The following is a 14,371-nucleotide window of genomic DNA, read 5'->3' on the forward strand; positions in this document are numbered from 1 at the left end:
GGTCTGCCGCTGAAACGCCGCCGGCAACGCCTGCGCCGGCGGGCTCGTCAGCGCGATCAAACCGACAGAAACGAGCAGGAGTGCGGACAGGGCGCTGCGAAGCCGCTTCACGGGATTGACCCCCAGGTGACTGATGAGCAGCGTCGCCGCGCCGCCGATGGCCTGATCGATGTATCGCTCATAACAGGCCATCTGTCACGAGATATGTCCACAATTGGACAAGTTACGTTTGTGACGTGCCAATGGTCAGGCTTTGCGGGTCGCCGGCCGGCTTTTTGAGCTAGGCAGCTCTGCCTTTCCGCTCTTTACTGGGGACATTTCCCCCAAGAGAGGACAGGTCCGGCATGCACATTCCCTTACTGGCCGCCTTACTGGTAATCGCGCCGTTTGACGCGCGGGTGAACTTCTCCGACCAGGCGACCACCCCGCCGACCGGCTACGTCCGCGACTTCGGCGAAGCGTACGGCCCGCGCACCGGCGGCCTCACCTACGGCTGGGTCCAGGTGGGCACGACCACCCCGCTGAGTCTCGTCGGCAATGGCCGCAACCGCGGCACGGGCGCGGACCCGCGCCTGGACACCCTCGTCCACATGCAGCTCCCGGCCGCCTCGCCGGGCGTCAAGACGCCGGGCGCCTGGGAGATCGCGGTGCCCGACGGCGCCTACCGGGTCACGGCCGCCGTCGGCGACCCGTCGAACACCGACAGCGGCCACTGGCTCAACATCGAGGACCAGAGCGGCATCGCCGCCTTCGCCCCCTCATCCACCGAGCGCAACCGCACGGTGACCAGGACCGTCACCGTCTCCGACGGGCGGCTCACGCTCACGCCCGGCGGCGGCGCCAACACCAAGCTGAACTACGTCGACGTCGCCCAGGTGCTCACCCCCGCGCCGAGCGTGCGCCAGACCACCCCGGCCAACCGCGCGACCAACGTTCCCGTGACCGGCGCGGTGGTCGCCGACCTGCGGCTGATCGCGGGTGGCGTCGCCGCCGGCTCGCTCACCTCCGGCAGTGCCACGGTCAGGCGGGTCAGCGACGGCGCCTCCGTACCGGTCACCGTGGCCACCAGCGGCGGCGGGGACACCGTCAACGTCGCGCCCGCCACGGCGCTCCAGCCGAACACGCTCTACCGGCTGGACATCACCAGCGCGATCACCGACACCTCCGGCACCCCGTTCCAGCCGTACTCCATGGTCTTCACCACGGGCACGCCTCCCGGCGGGGAGGCGGCGTTCGACAAGGTCGTCTCAGGGGCCGGGAGCGCGCCGTTCACCAGCGTCGCCAAAGGACCGGACGGCCGCCTGTACGCCGCCACGCTGGCCGGGCAGATCCGGCGGTACACGATCAACGCCAACGGGACGCTGAGCAACGAGCTGATCATCAACACCGTGCGCACCCAACACGGAGGCGCCGACCGTACCGTCATCGGCCTGGCGTTCGACCCCGCATCCACCCCCGCGGCCCCGATCCTGTGGATCAGCGACAACCAGCCGTACGCGGGCGCCGACGTGCCGGAGTGGACCAGCAGGATCGCCCGGCTGAGCGGGCCGGACCTCGGCGTCTACACCGCGGTCCTCACGGGGTTGCCGCGCTCCAGCCGCGACCACGAGACCAACTCGCTCGCCTTCGGCCCCGATGGAGCGCTCTACCTCACCCAGGGCTCGATGAACGCGATGGGCGCACCCGACAGCGCCTGGGCCGGCCGGCCGGAGCGGCTGCTCAGCGCGGCCGTGTTGCGGCTCGACCCCGCCCGCCTGCCCGCGACCCTGCCGCTGAACGTGCAGACCGAGGCGGGCGGCGGCTACGACCCCTATGCGGCGAACGCACCGCTCACCCTGTACGCGACCGGCATCCGCAACGCCTACGACCTGGTCTGGCACAGCAACGGCCACCTGTACACGCCCACGAACGGCTCCGCGGCCGGCGGCAACACGCCCGCCACACCCGCCACGCTGCCCGCCTCCTGCGCGCGCCGCGGCTACACCGGCCCGCAGGTGCCCGCGATCACGAACAACCCGCAGGACGAGACCGACTACGTCTTCGACATCAAGGCCGGCCGCTACTACGGCCATCCGGTCCCGGCCCGCTGCGAATGGGTGCTCGCCGGCGGCAATCCCTCCGCCGCCACCGACCCGTTCCAGGTCAGCGCCTATCCGGTGGGTACGCAGCCGGACCCGAACATGGACCTGGCCGGCACCTACGACGCGGGCGTGCACTCCTCGGCCGACGGCGTCATCGAATACCGGGGCGCGGGCCCGCTCCAGGGCAAGCTCATGATCGTGCGCTACAGCGCCGGGCAGGACATCATGACCTTCGACGTGGCCCCCGGAGGGGCGCTGTCCAACAGGACGACCGGCATCGCGGGCATGACCGGGTTCGCCCAGCCGCTGGACCTCACCGAGGATCGGGCGACCGGGCACCTCTACGTCACCGAGCTGGGCGGCAATCGCATCACCCTGCTGCGCCGCCGTTAGGGACCCGCGTCCCGGCCCTGGCGTCAGAGCGGCTCCCGCCGGAGGTCCAGGGCCACGCCGAGCTGGTAGGCGTTGACCAGCGTCTCGGGCCGGTTCCGCGCACCCAGCTTCCTGAACAGCCGGGCCTGGGTGTTCTCGACCGTCTTGGCGGTGATGCCGAGCCTGCGAGCGGTCTGCCGGACGGTGTGACCGCTCGCGATGGAGTCGAGGATGTCCCGCTCCCTGGAGGTGAGCACCGGGATGCTCGGCAGGAGATCCACCGGCCCGGCCCGGCGCTCGCCGAGATAGGAGGAGGTCATGACGAAGCAGTAGCCCCTGGCCACCAGCGTCAGGACGGTGTCCAGCTCCCGGCGGACGTCGGTCACGCAGACCAGCGCGCGGGCGCCCCGGCGGATGGCGTCGATGACCGTGGCCAGGTCCGGCCCCGCGGACCGGACGATGACGAACGGCGCGCACAGCCGGGCCGGCAACCGCCAGTCCTGCGGCACGGGGTCGACGAGCAGGACGGTCAGCGGGCCCCGGTGCCGCCGGATCCCCGGGTCGCCGCTCACCTCGCTCGTCCGGGTGAGAACGAAGGGGGTGCCACGCTCCAGGAGCGCCAGCGACAACTCCAGGCAGGCGCGGTTCGGCTGGGCGCGCACCACCACCAGCTCCGCGTGCCCGCGTTCCGGGCGGAGCCGGTGACCGTCATCGGCGATCCTGGGCAGGTCGAACAGGCCGAGCGCGATGCCCCTGGCCACGGCGTGGACCTGCGAGCCGACCCCGAGTTTCCGGTAGATGCTGCGTTTGCGGCTCTCGACGCAGCGCGGGCCGAGCTTCATCAGCCGGGCGATCTCCGAGACGCTGTGGCCGCTGCCGATCAGCAGGAGGACGGTCAGCTCCGCGCTGGTGAGCTCGACGGTGTCAGGCTCGGTGGGAGCGGTACTGCTGCCGATTGGCTCCATGGCATCTCAACTTCGCCGGGAAGTCGTGATCAATCTGCAATCAGGGTGAACCGAGAGGTATGAATCGTCAACAATCGGGGGAAGGTCCCCAGGTTGACCTGCGTTGTGGCCGCGAAACTTTCACGCCGCGGTCAGGGCCGGATCGCGCCGACCAGGCGGTTGCGCCAGTAGACGTCGAGATCGACCACTTTGACGACGTCGCCGGTCTGCGGTGCGTGCACCATCTTGCCGTCCCCGGCGTACATGCCCATGTGTCCCAGACCCTTGCTGAACACCAGGTCCCCCGGCTCCAGCCGGGTGAGCGGAACGCGGCGGCCGGAGCCCCAGCTCCACTGGGTGAACGTCGTGCGGGGCAGCGTGACGCCCGCGGCCCGCCAGGCGGCCTGGGTGAGGCCGGAGCAGTCGAAGGAGCCGGGTCCCGTGCCGCCGTACCGGTACGGCTTGCCGACCTGGGCGAAGGCGAACCGCAGCGCCTGGCGGGCGTTGCCCGACGCGGGCCCGGTGTACGGGATGCCCGCGCTGTTGGGGTCGCCGGTCCGGAAGGCGCCCAGTCTGCGTAAGAGCCTGGTCTGCTCGGCGACCAGCTTGTCGGCCTTCTCCTTCTCGCCGCGTACCTTGTCGCGTGCCGCTTCGGCGTCCGTCAGGCCGCGCCGGGCCGCGTCGCGCCGGTCGCGCAGCTCCTTGGTGGCCGCCTCGAACGCGCGCACCTTCGCCGCCCGCTGCCGCGCGATCTGGTCGAGGGAGGCCAGCCCGCTCAGGACCGCGTCGGGGCTGCCCTGACCGACGAACCGCTCCCAGCCCGTGGACGTGCCCGTCTGGTAGTCGTGCACCGCGGCCGTGACGAGGTCGTCGCGCAGGGAGGCGGCCCGCTCGTCCTCGCGTCGCAGCTCGGTGTTGAGGACGTCGTACTTCTTCCTGGCCTTCCGGTGGGTCTCCGTGGCCTGGTTGTAGCGCTCGACCACCTGGTCGGCCTGTTCGTTCAGCTTGACCAGCCTGGCCCTGGCCTGGGCCGGGGACGGGTCGGCCAGGGCGCCGCCGGCGGTGCAGAGCGTGATGACGCAGGCCAGCGCCACCGTCAGCGCCACAGCCAGCGCCGCCTGCCCAAGCCTTGCCGGCACGGCCACCACGATGCCTCCTCGGAAACGGCTGCGCATGGGGATACGCGCGCCGCCGCCGGTTCGTTCACCGCCGCACGTCCGCCCGGTGAAGATGACGTGGGCGCGTACGTCTCAGCGATGCCGTCCGGGGCAGAGGAGAACACACGACAAAGCCGCCGGCGTCGTCGATGGTGGGCGATGTACCCGCTCCCGCAACAGCCCCAGATCCGCGGTGATCGGGCACCGCAGCGTGGTCCGCTCGCCCATGCCCACCCTCCATCGCCTCATGCGGGCCCCGGCCCCGCCTCCCCGTGATCAGGCGCCCCGTGGGTGCCCAGGCACCCCACCCACCATCGCCAGGAGCCGAAGGGGTCCAAGGACACCCTCTTAAGTCGCACGGGTGATCGCAACCCGGCGACCACACACTCTCAAGGGCCCGGCCTCCGCCGGGACCGGATCGCTGCTTCGATGCGCAGACCCACGCCTACGAGGGCTGTCCCGATGCAGACGATCACCCACAGCAGGGAGTTCCCGCTGGAGGCGCCGCCGATCACCTGGAGCAGGGCGAGCAGCAGACCCGCGGCGATGGCGATCAGGCCCGCCCGCCCGATGTTCTCCGGCGTCTCATAACGCTGCCAGCCTTCTTCGGACGTCGGTTGTTCTCTCGGCTCAGTCACAGGCGGGATCTTCGCAGGCCCGTATCAAGATCTGATCGCAGCCGTTCGAGCACGGACAGGCCGCGCGGCGGGCTTGCCCGCTCCACTTCCCCCCGTACGACCAGGTCAGGCGCCCTGCCCTCGTCGGGCGGGAAGACAGCCGGACTCCGTGTGGCGCATGCTGTGCACGGAGACCAGGACGAAGGAGACCGCGATGGGGCCGCGTGACGCGATGGAGCACATCAACGAGCAGGACGAGGCCACGCTGGGGCGGTTCATCGACCGCCTGGAGGCCCGGGGAGCCGACCCGGCCTTCACCCGCTATCGCGACGACTACCTCGACGAGACCGACCCGTCGGGAGCGGTGCTCGACCTCGGCTGCGGCACGGGCGTCATCGCGCGGGCCCTGGCGGCGCGCAAGTCGTTCACCGGCTCGGTGACGGCCGTCGACCAGAGCCCGGCGCTCGTCGGGGCGGGCCGGCGGCTCGCGGCAGGGGAGGGCGTCGGCGACCGGATCGACTTCCGCACCGGCGACGCGCACGCGCTCGGCCTCCCGGCCGCGAGCTTCGACGCGGCCATCGCCCACACGCTGCTCAGCCATGTCACCGACCCGGCCGCGGTGCTGCGCGAGGCGGCCAGGGTGGTGCGCCCCGGCGGCACCGTCACGATCTTCGACGGCGACTACGCCTCGCTCTCGTTCGGCTGCTCCGACGCCGCGCTCGGCAAGACGATGGAGGAGGCGCTGCTCTCGGTGATCGTCAGCAAGCCGCGGGTCATGCGCGACCTGCCGCGCCTGCTCGCCCCGGCCGGGTTACGGCTGGTCTCCGCCCGCGCGAACGCGCACGCCGAGGTCGGGACGGGCACCTTCTTCCTCGGCCTGGCCGAGGCGTTCGCACCGCTGGTCCTGCGCGCCGGGGTCCTGCAATCCAGCAGCGTGGAGGCCTGGCTGGCGCATCAGCGGCGCACGGCCGAGCAGGGAACGTTCTTCGCGGCCTGCACCTACTACACCTACGTCACCATCCGGCAGGGTCCGAACGGCGGCGAGGGGTGAAGATATGCGGCTCTTTGCCGCGTCACAGAGGTCGCCGGAGCCGTTGACTGCGTAGTTTGAGGGCATGGAGGCAGACAACGGCCATGACGACCCCCGCTACCTCCCGATCGGGGAGCACGGTCTCATCGGCGACCTGCGGACGGTCGCGCTCGTGGGCACCAACGGCACGATCGACTGGTACTGCTGCCCGCGCTTCGACGCCCCCAGCGTCTTCGCCTCGATCCTGGACGCCGACCGGGGCGGCTCGTTCGAGCTGTCCGCCGACACCCCGGCGGCGACGACCAAGCAGTTCTACTTCCCCGACACCAACGTCCTGATCACCCGCTTCTTCGACGTCGACGGGGTGGGCGAGATCCAGGACTTCATGCCGATCGAGGCGGACTCCCGCGAGGCCGACCGGCACCGGCTGATCCGCCGGGTCGCCTGCGTACGCGGCAAGCTCCCGTTCCGCGCCCGGGTGAGCCCCCGCTTCGACTACGCCAGGCAGCCCCACACGGTCCGCCAGGACGGATCGCAGACGATCTTCGAGTCGGCGTCGCTGTCCCTGTCCCTCTCCGCCAGCGTGCCGATCGAGACCGACGGGCGGGACGCCTGGACCCGGTTCGAGCTGGCGGAGGGCGAGACCGCCGTGCTCGCCCTGGACCGGGTCGGCCCGGGCGTCGCGGCGCGGGGCTGCCCGATGGCGGAGGCGGAGGAGCAGTTCGAGGCCACGGTGCGGTTCTGGCGCAGGTGGTTGTCCGCCTCCCGCTACCGCGGCCGGTGGCGGGAGGTCGTGCACCGCTCCGCCCTGACGCTCAAGCTGCTCACCTACGCCCCGACCGGCGGGATCGTCGCCGCCCCCACGACCAGCCTGCCCGAGCAGATCGGCGGCGGCCGCAACTGGGACTACCGCTACGTGTGGGTGCGCGACGCCGCCTTCTGCGTGTACGCCCTGCTCAGGCTGGGCTTCACCGAGGAGGCCGAGGCGTTCATGGGCTTCCTGTCCCAGCACGTCCCGCTCACCGGCGACAGCTCCACCGGCCCGCTGCAGATCATGTACGGCATCGACGGCCGCAGCGACCTGCCGGAAAGCGAGCTGACCCACCTGGAGGGCTACCGCGGCTCCCGGCCGGTGCGCATCGGCAACGCCGCCGTCGGCCAGCTCCAGCTCGACATCTACGGGGCGCTCATCGACTCCATCTACCTCTACAACAAGTGGGGCGACCCGATCTCCAGCGACCGCTGGGACGAGGTGTGCACGCTGGTGACCTGGGTCTGCGACAACTGGGACCAGCCGGACGAGGGCATCTGGGAGACCCGCGGCGGACGCAAGGACTTCGTCTACTCGAAGCTGATGTGCTGGGTCGCCATCGAACGCGCCATGCGCGTGGCCGCCCAGCGCGGCCTGCCCGCCGACGAGCCGCGCTGGCGGCAGGCCCGCGACGCGATCTACCGCGACATCATGCGGCGCGGCTGGTCGGACACGCTGCGGGCGTTCGTCCAGCACTACGACGAGGACGTCCTGGACGCCTCGATCCTGATGATGCCGCTGGCCAAGTTCGTCTCGCCCACCGACCCGAGGTGGTTGTCCACTCTCGACGCGCTCGGCCGCGGGCTGGTCTCCGACTCGCTGGTCTACCGCTACGACCCCGAGGTCAGCCCGGACGGGCTGGAGGGCCCCGAGGGCACGTTCTCGATCTGCTCCTTCTGGTACGTCGAGGCCCTGGCCCGCGCCGGCCAGGTCGACGACGCCCGCCTGGCCTTCGAGAAGATGCTCACCTACGCCAACCACCTCGGCCTGTACGCGGAGGAGATCGGGCACACCGGCGAGCAGCTCGGCAACTTCCCGCAGGCCATCACCCACCTCGCGCTCATCAGCGCCGCCTTCAACCTCGACCACGCGCTCGGCTAGCCGTTCAAAGCACGTCCTCGATCAGGATCGGCAGGCGGCTCGGGCGGTGTCCCGTGGCGTGGTGGACCGCGTTGGCGATGGCCGCGGCGGCGCCCACCAGGGCCACCTCGCCGAGGTTCTTGACCCCCATCGGGTTCAGCGTGAAGTCCGGCTCGTCGACGAAGGCCACGTCGATCCGGCCCACGTCGGCGTTGACCGGGATCACGTAGTCGGCCAGGTCGGCGTTGATGAAGCCGCCGTAACGCGGATCGACCTCGCTGTGCTCGCGCAGCGCGGCGCCGATGCCCCAGACCACGGCGCCGCGCACCTGCGACTCCGCGGTCACCGGGCTGGCGACCCGGCCGCAGTCGGCCACGCTGACCACCCGGGGCACGCGGATGCGCCGGGTGACCTGCTCGATCCGGACCTCGGCGAAGTGCGCGACGAAGCTGAAGGAGACGTAGTCGGGGAACTCCGGCCCCGCCAGGGCCACCAGGCCCGCGCGCATCCGGTCGATCATCTCGGGCGGCTGGCCGGGGCCCTGCGTCACGGCTTCGACCTCGATCTGCTCGCGTCCGGACGCCGCCATCGCGGCGGCCACGTCGACGGGCCCCTCGGGATCGGCGCCGAGGCGCTCCCGCAGGCTCCGCAGCGCGGCGTGCACCGCCAGGAACGTGCTGTTGGTGCCCCAGGCCCCCGCCGTCAGGTGATGCGGCACCACCCGGGTGTCGCCGACGACGATCGTCACCGCGCCCGGATCGATCCCGAGATCGCCCGCGATGGCGGCGGTCAGGGCGGTGGTGAGGCCCTGACCGAACTCGTGCCCGCCCACCTCGGCCACGATCCGGCCGCCGGCGCCGGCGCGCAGGCGGGCCAGGACCGGCACCGTCATCGACGGGTAGGCGCCCGCCGCCACGCCCCAGCCGATCAGGGTGCCGTCGTCGCCGCTCATGGAGCGCGGCTCCGGCGTGCGCGCCTCCCAGCCGAACAGCTCGGCGCCGCGCCGCAGGCACTCGGCCAGCTTCCTGGAGGAGAACGGCTTGCCCGTGACCGGATCCGCGCCGGCGTCGTTGTCCAGGCGGAACGCGACCGGATCCCGGCCGATGGCGTGGCAGAGCTCGTCGACGGCCGACTCCATCGCGAACGCGGCCCCGTGCTCGAACGGCGCGCGCATGTAGCCGGGGGTCTGCGTGTCCGTCCTGACGTGCCGCTGCCGGCCCCGGAAGGCCGGGACACCGTAGAGGCGGGAGGTGATCTCGGTGTAGGTGGCCGCGAGCAGGTCGTGGCGCGAGGCCTGCTGGTCGACCTCGTGGATCGCGGCCAGCAGCCGTCCCGAGTGGTCGGCGCCGAGCCGGACGCGGTGCCGGGACACGGGGCGGAAGCTGGCCGCGTGGAAGGTGTGCGCCCGGGGCAGCACCAGCTTGACCGGCCGGCCGACCCGGCGCGCGGCCACCGCCAAAGGTGCGAGGTGCGGCTGCAGCGAGTTCTTCTGCCCGAAGGCGCCGCCCACGTACGGGGTGATGACCTGGACGTGCTCGCGGTCGATGCCGAGCTGCCGCGCCAGGCCGCCGCGCAGGGCGCCGGCGCTCTGCGTGCCCTCGTGCACGATGACGGTGTCGCCCTGCCACTCGACCACGCCGCCGATCAGCTCCATCGGCACCTGGTGTTGCGGGCCGCATTCGTAGTGCCCATCCACCCGCACCGGGCTGGCCGCGTACGCGGCGTCGGCGTCGCCCACGACGATGTCGGCCAGGAAGGGCAGCGGGATGGCCTCCTCCTGCAGCACCGTCTCGGTGCCGTCCGCGTCCAGCTCGACCGCGAACGGCTCCGGGTCGTACTCGGCGCGGATCAGCCCGGCCGCCTCCGTGGCGGCGACCAGGGTCTCCGCCACCACGAGCGCGATCGGCTGCCCGCGGTAGGCGATGTGGTCGTCCAGCAGCGGCTGCAGACTCTGGAAGGCGTAGCCGTCCGCCATGACGTACCCGGCCGGGATGATGCCCAGGTCGTCGAGGTGCGACAGGATGAGCAGGACGCCGGGCACCGCGCCGGCCGCGGCGGTGTCGAGGCGGGTGATGCGGCCCTTGCCGACGGTCGCGACGGCGGGCATGGCGTAGGCCAGGCCGTCCGGCACGTGGTCGGCGCCGTAACGCGCCGCCCCGGTGACCTTCTCCCGGGCCCCCACCCTCGGCAGCGGCGCGCGCGTCATCCCGCGGCTCGCTCTCCGGCGATGCGCAGCGCCTGGGCCACGGTGCGGATGCCCAGTTCGACGCGGAAGGCGTTGTGCCGGCCAGGGCGGGCGCCGGCGAGCGCGCTCTCGCCGGCCCGGCGCGCGCTCGGCCCGTCCAGCACCGCGCCGACGAGCTCCCGCTCGGCGGCGTGGCAGCGCCAGGGCCGGGTGGCGACCCCGCCCAGCGCGATCCGGCACTCCTCGACGGCGCCCCGGCCGTCCAGCGCCACCCCCACGGCCGCCGAGGCCAGCGCGAAGGCGTAGGACTCGCGGTCGCGGATCTTGAGATAGGTCGAGCCGCGGCCGGCGGGCGTGGTCGACAGGCGGATGCGCAGGATCAGCTCGTCCCACTTCAGCGTGTGCTCCCGCTCGGGCGTGTCGCCGGGCTCCAGGTGCAGGCCGGCCAGGGGCAGCGTGCGCTCGCCGCGCGGCCCCGCCACGTCCACCAGGGCGTCGAACGCGATCAGCGCCACCGCCCAGTCGCCGGCGTAGGTGGCGATGCAGGCGTCGCTGCCGCCCAGCAGCGCGTGCCCGCGATCCAGCCCGCCGATCGCCGCGCAGCCGCTGCCCGGCCGCCGCTTGTTGCACGGGAACGGCGGCCCGCCCCTGAAGTAGGTGCACCGGGTGCGCTGGAGCAGGTTGCCGCCGACCGTGGCCATGTTCCGCAGTTGCTGGGAGGCCGCCTTGGACAGGGACTCGGCCAGCGCGGGGTAGTCGCGCAGCAGCACCGGGTCCGCCGCGACGTCCGCCATCAGCGCTCCGGCGCCGAACGACAACTCGTCCGGCCTGGCGGTGTCGATGCCGGCGAGCTCGGCCAGGCCGCGAACGTCCACGACGGTGGACGGGGTCTCGATGTCGAGTTTCATCAGGTCGTACAGGGTGGTGCCGCCGGCCAGCACCTTCGTGCCCGGCCCCGCGGCGCTCAGCGCGTCGAGGGCCTCGGACAGGGTGGCCGGGGCGGTGTAGGCGAACGCACGCACGCGCTCAGCCCTCCCCGCGGCCGGTGGCCGCGCGGACCGCCGCCAGGATGCCCGTGTACGCCCCGCACCGGCACAGGTTGCCGCTCATGTACTCGCGGATCTCGTCGTCGTCACCGGCGTGCCCTTCGGCGATGCAGGCCAGCCCGGACATCACCTGCCCCGGCGTGCAGTAGCCGCACTGCAGCGCGTCGTGGTCGACGAACGCCTGCTGCAGCGGGTGCAGGCCGCCGCCCGGATCGCCCACGCCTTCGATCGTGGTCACCGACCGGCCGTTCGCCTGCACGGCGGGCAGGAGGCACGAGACGACCCGGCGCCCGTCCAGATGAACCGTGCACGCGCCGCACTGCCCGTGGTCGCAGCCCTTCTTTGTCCCGGTCAGCCCGAGCCGCTCGCGCAGCACGTCGAGCAGCGATTCTCGCGGGTCGACGTCCATGCCGACGTCCCGGCCGTTCACCGTGAAAGCGGTCGTTGCCTCCGAGGTCATACGCGCCACGCTAGTGCGCGACCTTGCTAAGGCCCGCATATGTCGTGATAAGCAGCGGTCAAGAATCGCCGCAGGTCAACCGCACTGAGGACGGCCGCCTGGGACTCGCTCGAAAGCCCGCCCGCACGCGCGGGGGACGGTGTCCGCGTGGTGGGTGTCCGGCTCCCTTCGGGTGCGCTCCGTCAGGGCAGGATGCAACCGCAACAAACTTGGCGGAAGCGGATTCACGGAAGTGAGGGTGATGACTTATCGTGGATATGGGAGCGCTCCCACTTTGCCGGAGAAGATGTGATGTCCATGCCGCTGCACCAAGGGTCCTTACCCGCCCCGACCATCCGGACCGTGGAATACCTGCTGCCCTCCGTTCCGTCCGGTGTCGGCAAGGCGCGCTCTCTGATCAGGGCGGAGCTGACCGGTTGGGGTCAGGAGAGGGTGATCGACGACTGCTTGCTCATCGTCAGCGAGCTGGTCACCAACGCCGTCCGCTACGGCGGCTCCGCTTACGCGCTGCGCCTGGAGAACCGCGATGGCCGCATTTACGGCGAGGTCTTCGATCCAGGTGACGGCCGGCCCTGCCAGTGCCCGCCCGATCTTGACGCGACCTCCGGCAGGGGGCTGCAGATCGTCGCGGCGGTGGCCGACGACTGGGGCGTGACGGCGGCGACGAACGGCGGCAAGGTCGTGTGGTTCTCGATCGCGTGACCTGGCAGAACCCTATTGACCTAATAGGTAATGCGGGAAATGGTGGAAGGAGCCCACAGCAGGAGGTCCGATGAGCGTCACCGACGAGCTGATCGCCAACGCCGAGCGCTATGCCGGCTCCTTCGAGCACGGGGCTCTGCCGCTGCCTCCGGCCAAGCGGGTAGCGGTGGTGGCGTGCATGGACGCCCGGCTCAACGTGTACGGCCTGCTCGGCCTCCAGGAGGGTGACGCGCACGTCATCCGCAACGCCGGTGGCGTCGTCACCGCCGGCGAGCGCCGCAGCCTGGCCATCAGCCAGCGGTTGCTGGGCACGCGCGAGATCATCCTCGTCCACCACACCGACTGCGGCATGCTGACCTTCACTGACGACGGCTTCAAGCAGGAGGTCTTCCAGGACGTGGGCATCAAGCCCGACTGGGCCGCCGAGGCGTTCTCCGATCTGGAGGAGGACGTCATCCAGTCGGTACGGCGCATCCAGTCCGACCCCTTCATCCCGCACAAGGACTCGGTCCGCGGCTTCGTCTACGACGTGGAGACCGGCCGCCTCACCGAGGTCAAGGTACGGGGCTGAGAACTCCGCAGCACAAGCTCCCCGACCTCGGGCAGTACGGCGTCTGCGACGGTCCCGGCGAGGAAGGAGCCCCGGTCGAACTCGCTCATGCTCGCTCTACGGGTGGGCCCACGTCCATTCCGCCGGTCCTCCCAATCCCTCGATCACCTGCGTGCGAGAGCGCTCGCGCCGGACCAGACCCGAAGCCTGACGTCGAGACGACCGAACCGTCGGACTTACCCGCGCCGCCGGGACCGCTGAATCAGGCGATCACGGCGGATCAGACAGTCGGCCCGGCCGCGCTGGCCGACTTCGTCCGGCAAGCCATGGCCGAACTCCCGGCGATCGCCGGCGCGGACCGCGCGACCGCACACCGCTACTTCGACGACTTCGCCCTCCGCCGACTCCCCGCCGCGCTCGCCACGGCCCGTCAGGACACCGTCACGGCGGCCATGGAACCGCTGGCCGAGATGTTCGCCGACGCCGGCGGCATGGTCCAGCTGAGCCGTGAGCAGGCTCGCGGCCGGGCCGGCGACTTCGAGATCATCGAGTACATCCTGCGCGGTCAGCCCGGAGGCGTGCCCGGCACCTGAGGCCACCACTTCGACGACTACCTCCTGCACGCTCCCATCACCGACCAGCACCGCAACAAGATCGCCCACCAGGCCGCACTCATCGAGTCCGCACTCGTTGGCGACCCGGCGGACGTCCCGAGCACGGCCCCCGCGCGCGCCACCGGCCGCCGCATCCTGCTGATAGCGTCCAGAGGCGCCGCCGACCTGCGCCGAGTCGACCCGGCTCTCCTGCACCCCGCCGACCGCCTGGTCCTCAACGACGTCGACCCCGACGCCCTCCAGTACGCCCTCACACACCTGCCGCCCGCGACCCGCGGCGCTGACGAGCCGAAGTGATCCCCGCAGTCGGCTTCGTGTTCGTCGCCGACGCAGCCTCGGTCGTCAGTCGAGGCCTTCGATGATGCGGAAGTCGCGCTCGACGCCGTCAGCAAGTGCGGCCAGCGCCTCCTGGTAGGCCGCACTCGCATGTGCGGCGACCGCCTGTTCGAAGCTGTCGAACTCGATCAGGACGGTGCGCTCGGCGATTCCGGCGTCGTGTGCGACGACCCGGCTGCCGCGGGCGAGCAGCCGCCCGCCCGCGGCCTCGACGGCTGGACCGGCCAGCTTGTTGTAAGCAGCCAGCTTCTCGGGGTCCGCAATGGTGCGGTAGGCGCTGACCCAATAGCCCTTGGCCACGGTACCTCCTGTGTTCGGAATTGATGCTCAGATCCATGGCCGGCGCGCTGTGGGTCAGCGAGCCGACGGAGACGGCGTCGAAGTCG

General features: G+C 71.5%; 14 protein-coding genes. 6 read left to right on the top strand and 8 right to left on the bottom strand.

The window, feature by feature from the left end; all coding sequences use genetic code 11:
• Positions 1-192: hypothetical protein (locus ACWD0F_RS49490; RefSeq protein WP_449889760.1), on the bottom strand; the 192-nt coding region annotated here is incomplete at its 3' end.
• A gap of 152 nt (positions 193-344) precedes the next feature.
• On the opposite strand from ACWD0F_RS49490, the gene ACWD0F_RS49495 reads away from it, so the two are divergent.
• Positions 345-2,474: an Ig-like domain-containing protein gene (locus ACWD0F_RS49495; RefSeq protein ID WP_449889762.1), complete on the top strand. Its 2,130-nt coding sequence runs from the start codon at positions 345-347 to the stop codon at positions 2,472-2,474.
• A gap of 23 nt (positions 2,475-2,497) precedes the next feature.
• On the opposite strand, the gene ACWD0F_RS49500 is transcribed toward ACWD0F_RS49495, so the two are convergent.
• The 3 genes from ACWD0F_RS49500 to ACWD0F_RS49510 all read right to left on the bottom strand — a co-directional run bounded on the left by ACWD0F_RS49500 (position 2,498) and on the right by ACWD0F_RS49510 (position 5,192).
• A complete protein-coding gene (locus ACWD0F_RS49500) occupies positions 2,498-3,418 on the bottom strand; it encodes a LuxR C-terminal-related transcriptional regulator (protein ID WP_449889763.1) in 921 nt (306 codons plus the stop codon).
• 131 nt (positions 3,419-3,549) lie between these two features.
• Positions 3,550-4,536 (bottom strand): C40 family peptidase, encoded by a 987-nt coding sequence (locus ACWD0F_RS49505; RefSeq protein WP_449889765.1) that lies wholly within the window; start codon positions 4,534-4,536, stop codon positions 3,550-3,552.
• A 407-nt stretch (positions 4,537-4,943) separates the two neighbouring features.
• A complete protein-coding gene (locus ACWD0F_RS49510) occupies positions 4,944-5,192 on the bottom strand; it encodes a hypothetical protein (RefSeq protein WP_449889766.1) in 249 nt (82 codons plus the stop codon).
• A 193-nt stretch (positions 5,193-5,385) separates the two neighbouring features.
• Between ACWD0F_RS49510 and ACWD0F_RS49515 the strand changes: the two genes are divergently transcribed.
• Positions 5,386-6,222 carry a methyltransferase domain-containing protein gene (locus ACWD0F_RS49515; RefSeq protein WP_449889768.1) on the top strand — a complete coding sequence of 279 codons (837 nt, stop codon included), beginning with the start codon at positions 5,386-5,388 and terminating at the stop codon, positions 6,220-6,222.
• Positions 6,223-6,286: 64 nt separating this feature from the next.
• Entirely contained in the window at positions 6,287-8,113 is a 1,827-nt protein-coding gene (locus tag ACWD0F_RS49520; protein ID WP_449889770.1) for a glycoside hydrolase family 15 protein, read from the top strand.
• 4 nt (positions 8,114-8,117) lie between these two features.
• Here the strand turns inward: ACWD0F_RS49520 and ACWD0F_RS49525 are convergent, their stop codons facing one another.
• From ACWD0F_RS49525 to ACWD0F_RS49535, 3 genes are read right to left on the bottom strand one after another with little or no spacing between them, the layout of a single operon-like run.
• Positions 8,118-10,298: a xanthine dehydrogenase family protein molybdopterin-binding subunit gene (locus ACWD0F_RS49525; RefSeq protein WP_449889772.1), complete on the bottom strand. Its 2,181-nt coding sequence runs from the start codon at positions 10,296-10,298 to the stop codon at positions 8,118-8,120.
• Positions 10,295-11,299 (bottom strand): FAD binding domain-containing protein, encoded by a 1,005-nt coding sequence (locus tag ACWD0F_RS49530; RefSeq protein WP_449889774.1) that lies wholly within the window; start codon positions 11,297-11,299, stop codon positions 10,295-10,297. Before ACWD0F_RS49530 ends, ACWD0F_RS49525 begins: the two co-directional genes overlap by 4 nt.
• Positions 11,300-11,303: 4 nt before the next feature.
• On the bottom strand, positions 11,304-11,783 hold the full coding sequence (locus ACWD0F_RS49535; protein WP_449889776.1) for a (2Fe-2S)-binding protein: 480 nt from the start codon (positions 11,781-11,783) through the stop codon (positions 11,304-11,306).
• 342 nt (positions 11,784-12,125) lie between these two features.
• On the opposite strand from ACWD0F_RS49535, the gene ACWD0F_RS49540 reads away from it, so the two are divergent.
• The 3 genes from ACWD0F_RS49540 to ACWD0F_RS49550 all read left to right on the top strand — a co-directional run bounded on the left by ACWD0F_RS49540 (position 12,126) and on the right by ACWD0F_RS49550 (position 13,628).
• Positions 12,126-12,485 (top strand): ATP-binding protein, encoded by a 360-nt coding sequence (locus ACWD0F_RS49540; RefSeq protein WP_449889778.1) that lies wholly within the window; start codon positions 12,126-12,128, stop codon positions 12,483-12,485.
• A 70-nt stretch (positions 12,486-12,555) separates the two neighbouring features.
• Positions 12,556-13,056 (top strand): beta-class carbonic anhydrase, encoded by a 501-nt coding sequence (locus ACWD0F_RS49545; protein WP_449889780.1) that lies wholly within the window; start codon positions 12,556-12,558, stop codon positions 13,054-13,056.
• A 305-nt stretch (positions 13,057-13,361) separates the two neighbouring features.
• Complete coding sequence (locus tag ACWD0F_RS49550; protein ID WP_449889782.1) at positions 13,362-13,628, top strand: hypothetical protein; 267 nt, start codon at positions 13,362-13,364, stop codon at positions 13,626-13,628.
• Positions 13,629-13,991: 363 nt separating this feature from the next.
• On the opposite strand, the gene ACWD0F_RS49555 is transcribed toward ACWD0F_RS49550, so the two are convergent.
• Positions 13,992-14,285 (bottom strand): DUF1330 domain-containing protein, encoded by a 294-nt coding sequence (locus tag ACWD0F_RS49555; protein WP_095853412.1) that lies wholly within the window; start codon positions 14,283-14,285, stop codon positions 13,992-13,994.
• Positions 14,286-14,371: the final 86 nt, after the last annotated feature.

This window comes from Nonomuraea sp. NPDC002799, from assembly GCF_053592075.1.

Excerpts from the sequence above, each read along its gene's own strand:
- ACWD0F_RS49495 (WP_449889762.1), top strand. The coding sequence starts at position 345 with ATGCACATTCCCTTACTGGCCGCCTTACTGGTAATCGCGCCGTTTGAC.
- ACWD0F_RS49500 (WP_449889763.1), bottom strand. The coding sequence starts at position 3,418 with ATGGAGCCAATCGGCAGCAGTACCGCTCCCACCGAGCCTGACACCGTC.
- ACWD0F_RS49515 (WP_449889768.1), top strand. The coding sequence starts at position 5,386 with ATGGGGCCGCGTGACGCGATGGAGCACATCAACGAGCAGGACGAGGCC.
- ACWD0F_RS49520 (WP_449889770.1), top strand. The coding sequence starts at position 6,287 with ATGGAGGCAGACAACGGCCATGACGACCCCCGCTACCTCCCGATCGGG.
- ACWD0F_RS49525 (WP_449889772.1), bottom strand. The coding sequence starts at position 10,298 with ATGACGCGCGCGCCGCTGCCGAGGGTGGGGGCCCGGGAGAAGGTCACC.
- ACWD0F_RS49535 (WP_449889776.1), bottom strand. The coding sequence starts at position 11,783 with ATGACCTCGGAGGCAACGACCGCTTTCACGGTGAACGGCCGGGACGTC.
- ACWD0F_RS49545 (WP_449889780.1), top strand. The coding sequence starts at position 12,556 with ATGAGCGTCACCGACGAGCTGATCGCCAACGCCGAGCGCTATGCCGGC.
- ACWD0F_RS49550 (WP_449889782.1), top strand. The coding sequence starts at position 13,362 with ATGGCCGAACTCCCGGCGATCGCCGGCGCGGACCGCGCGACCGCACAC.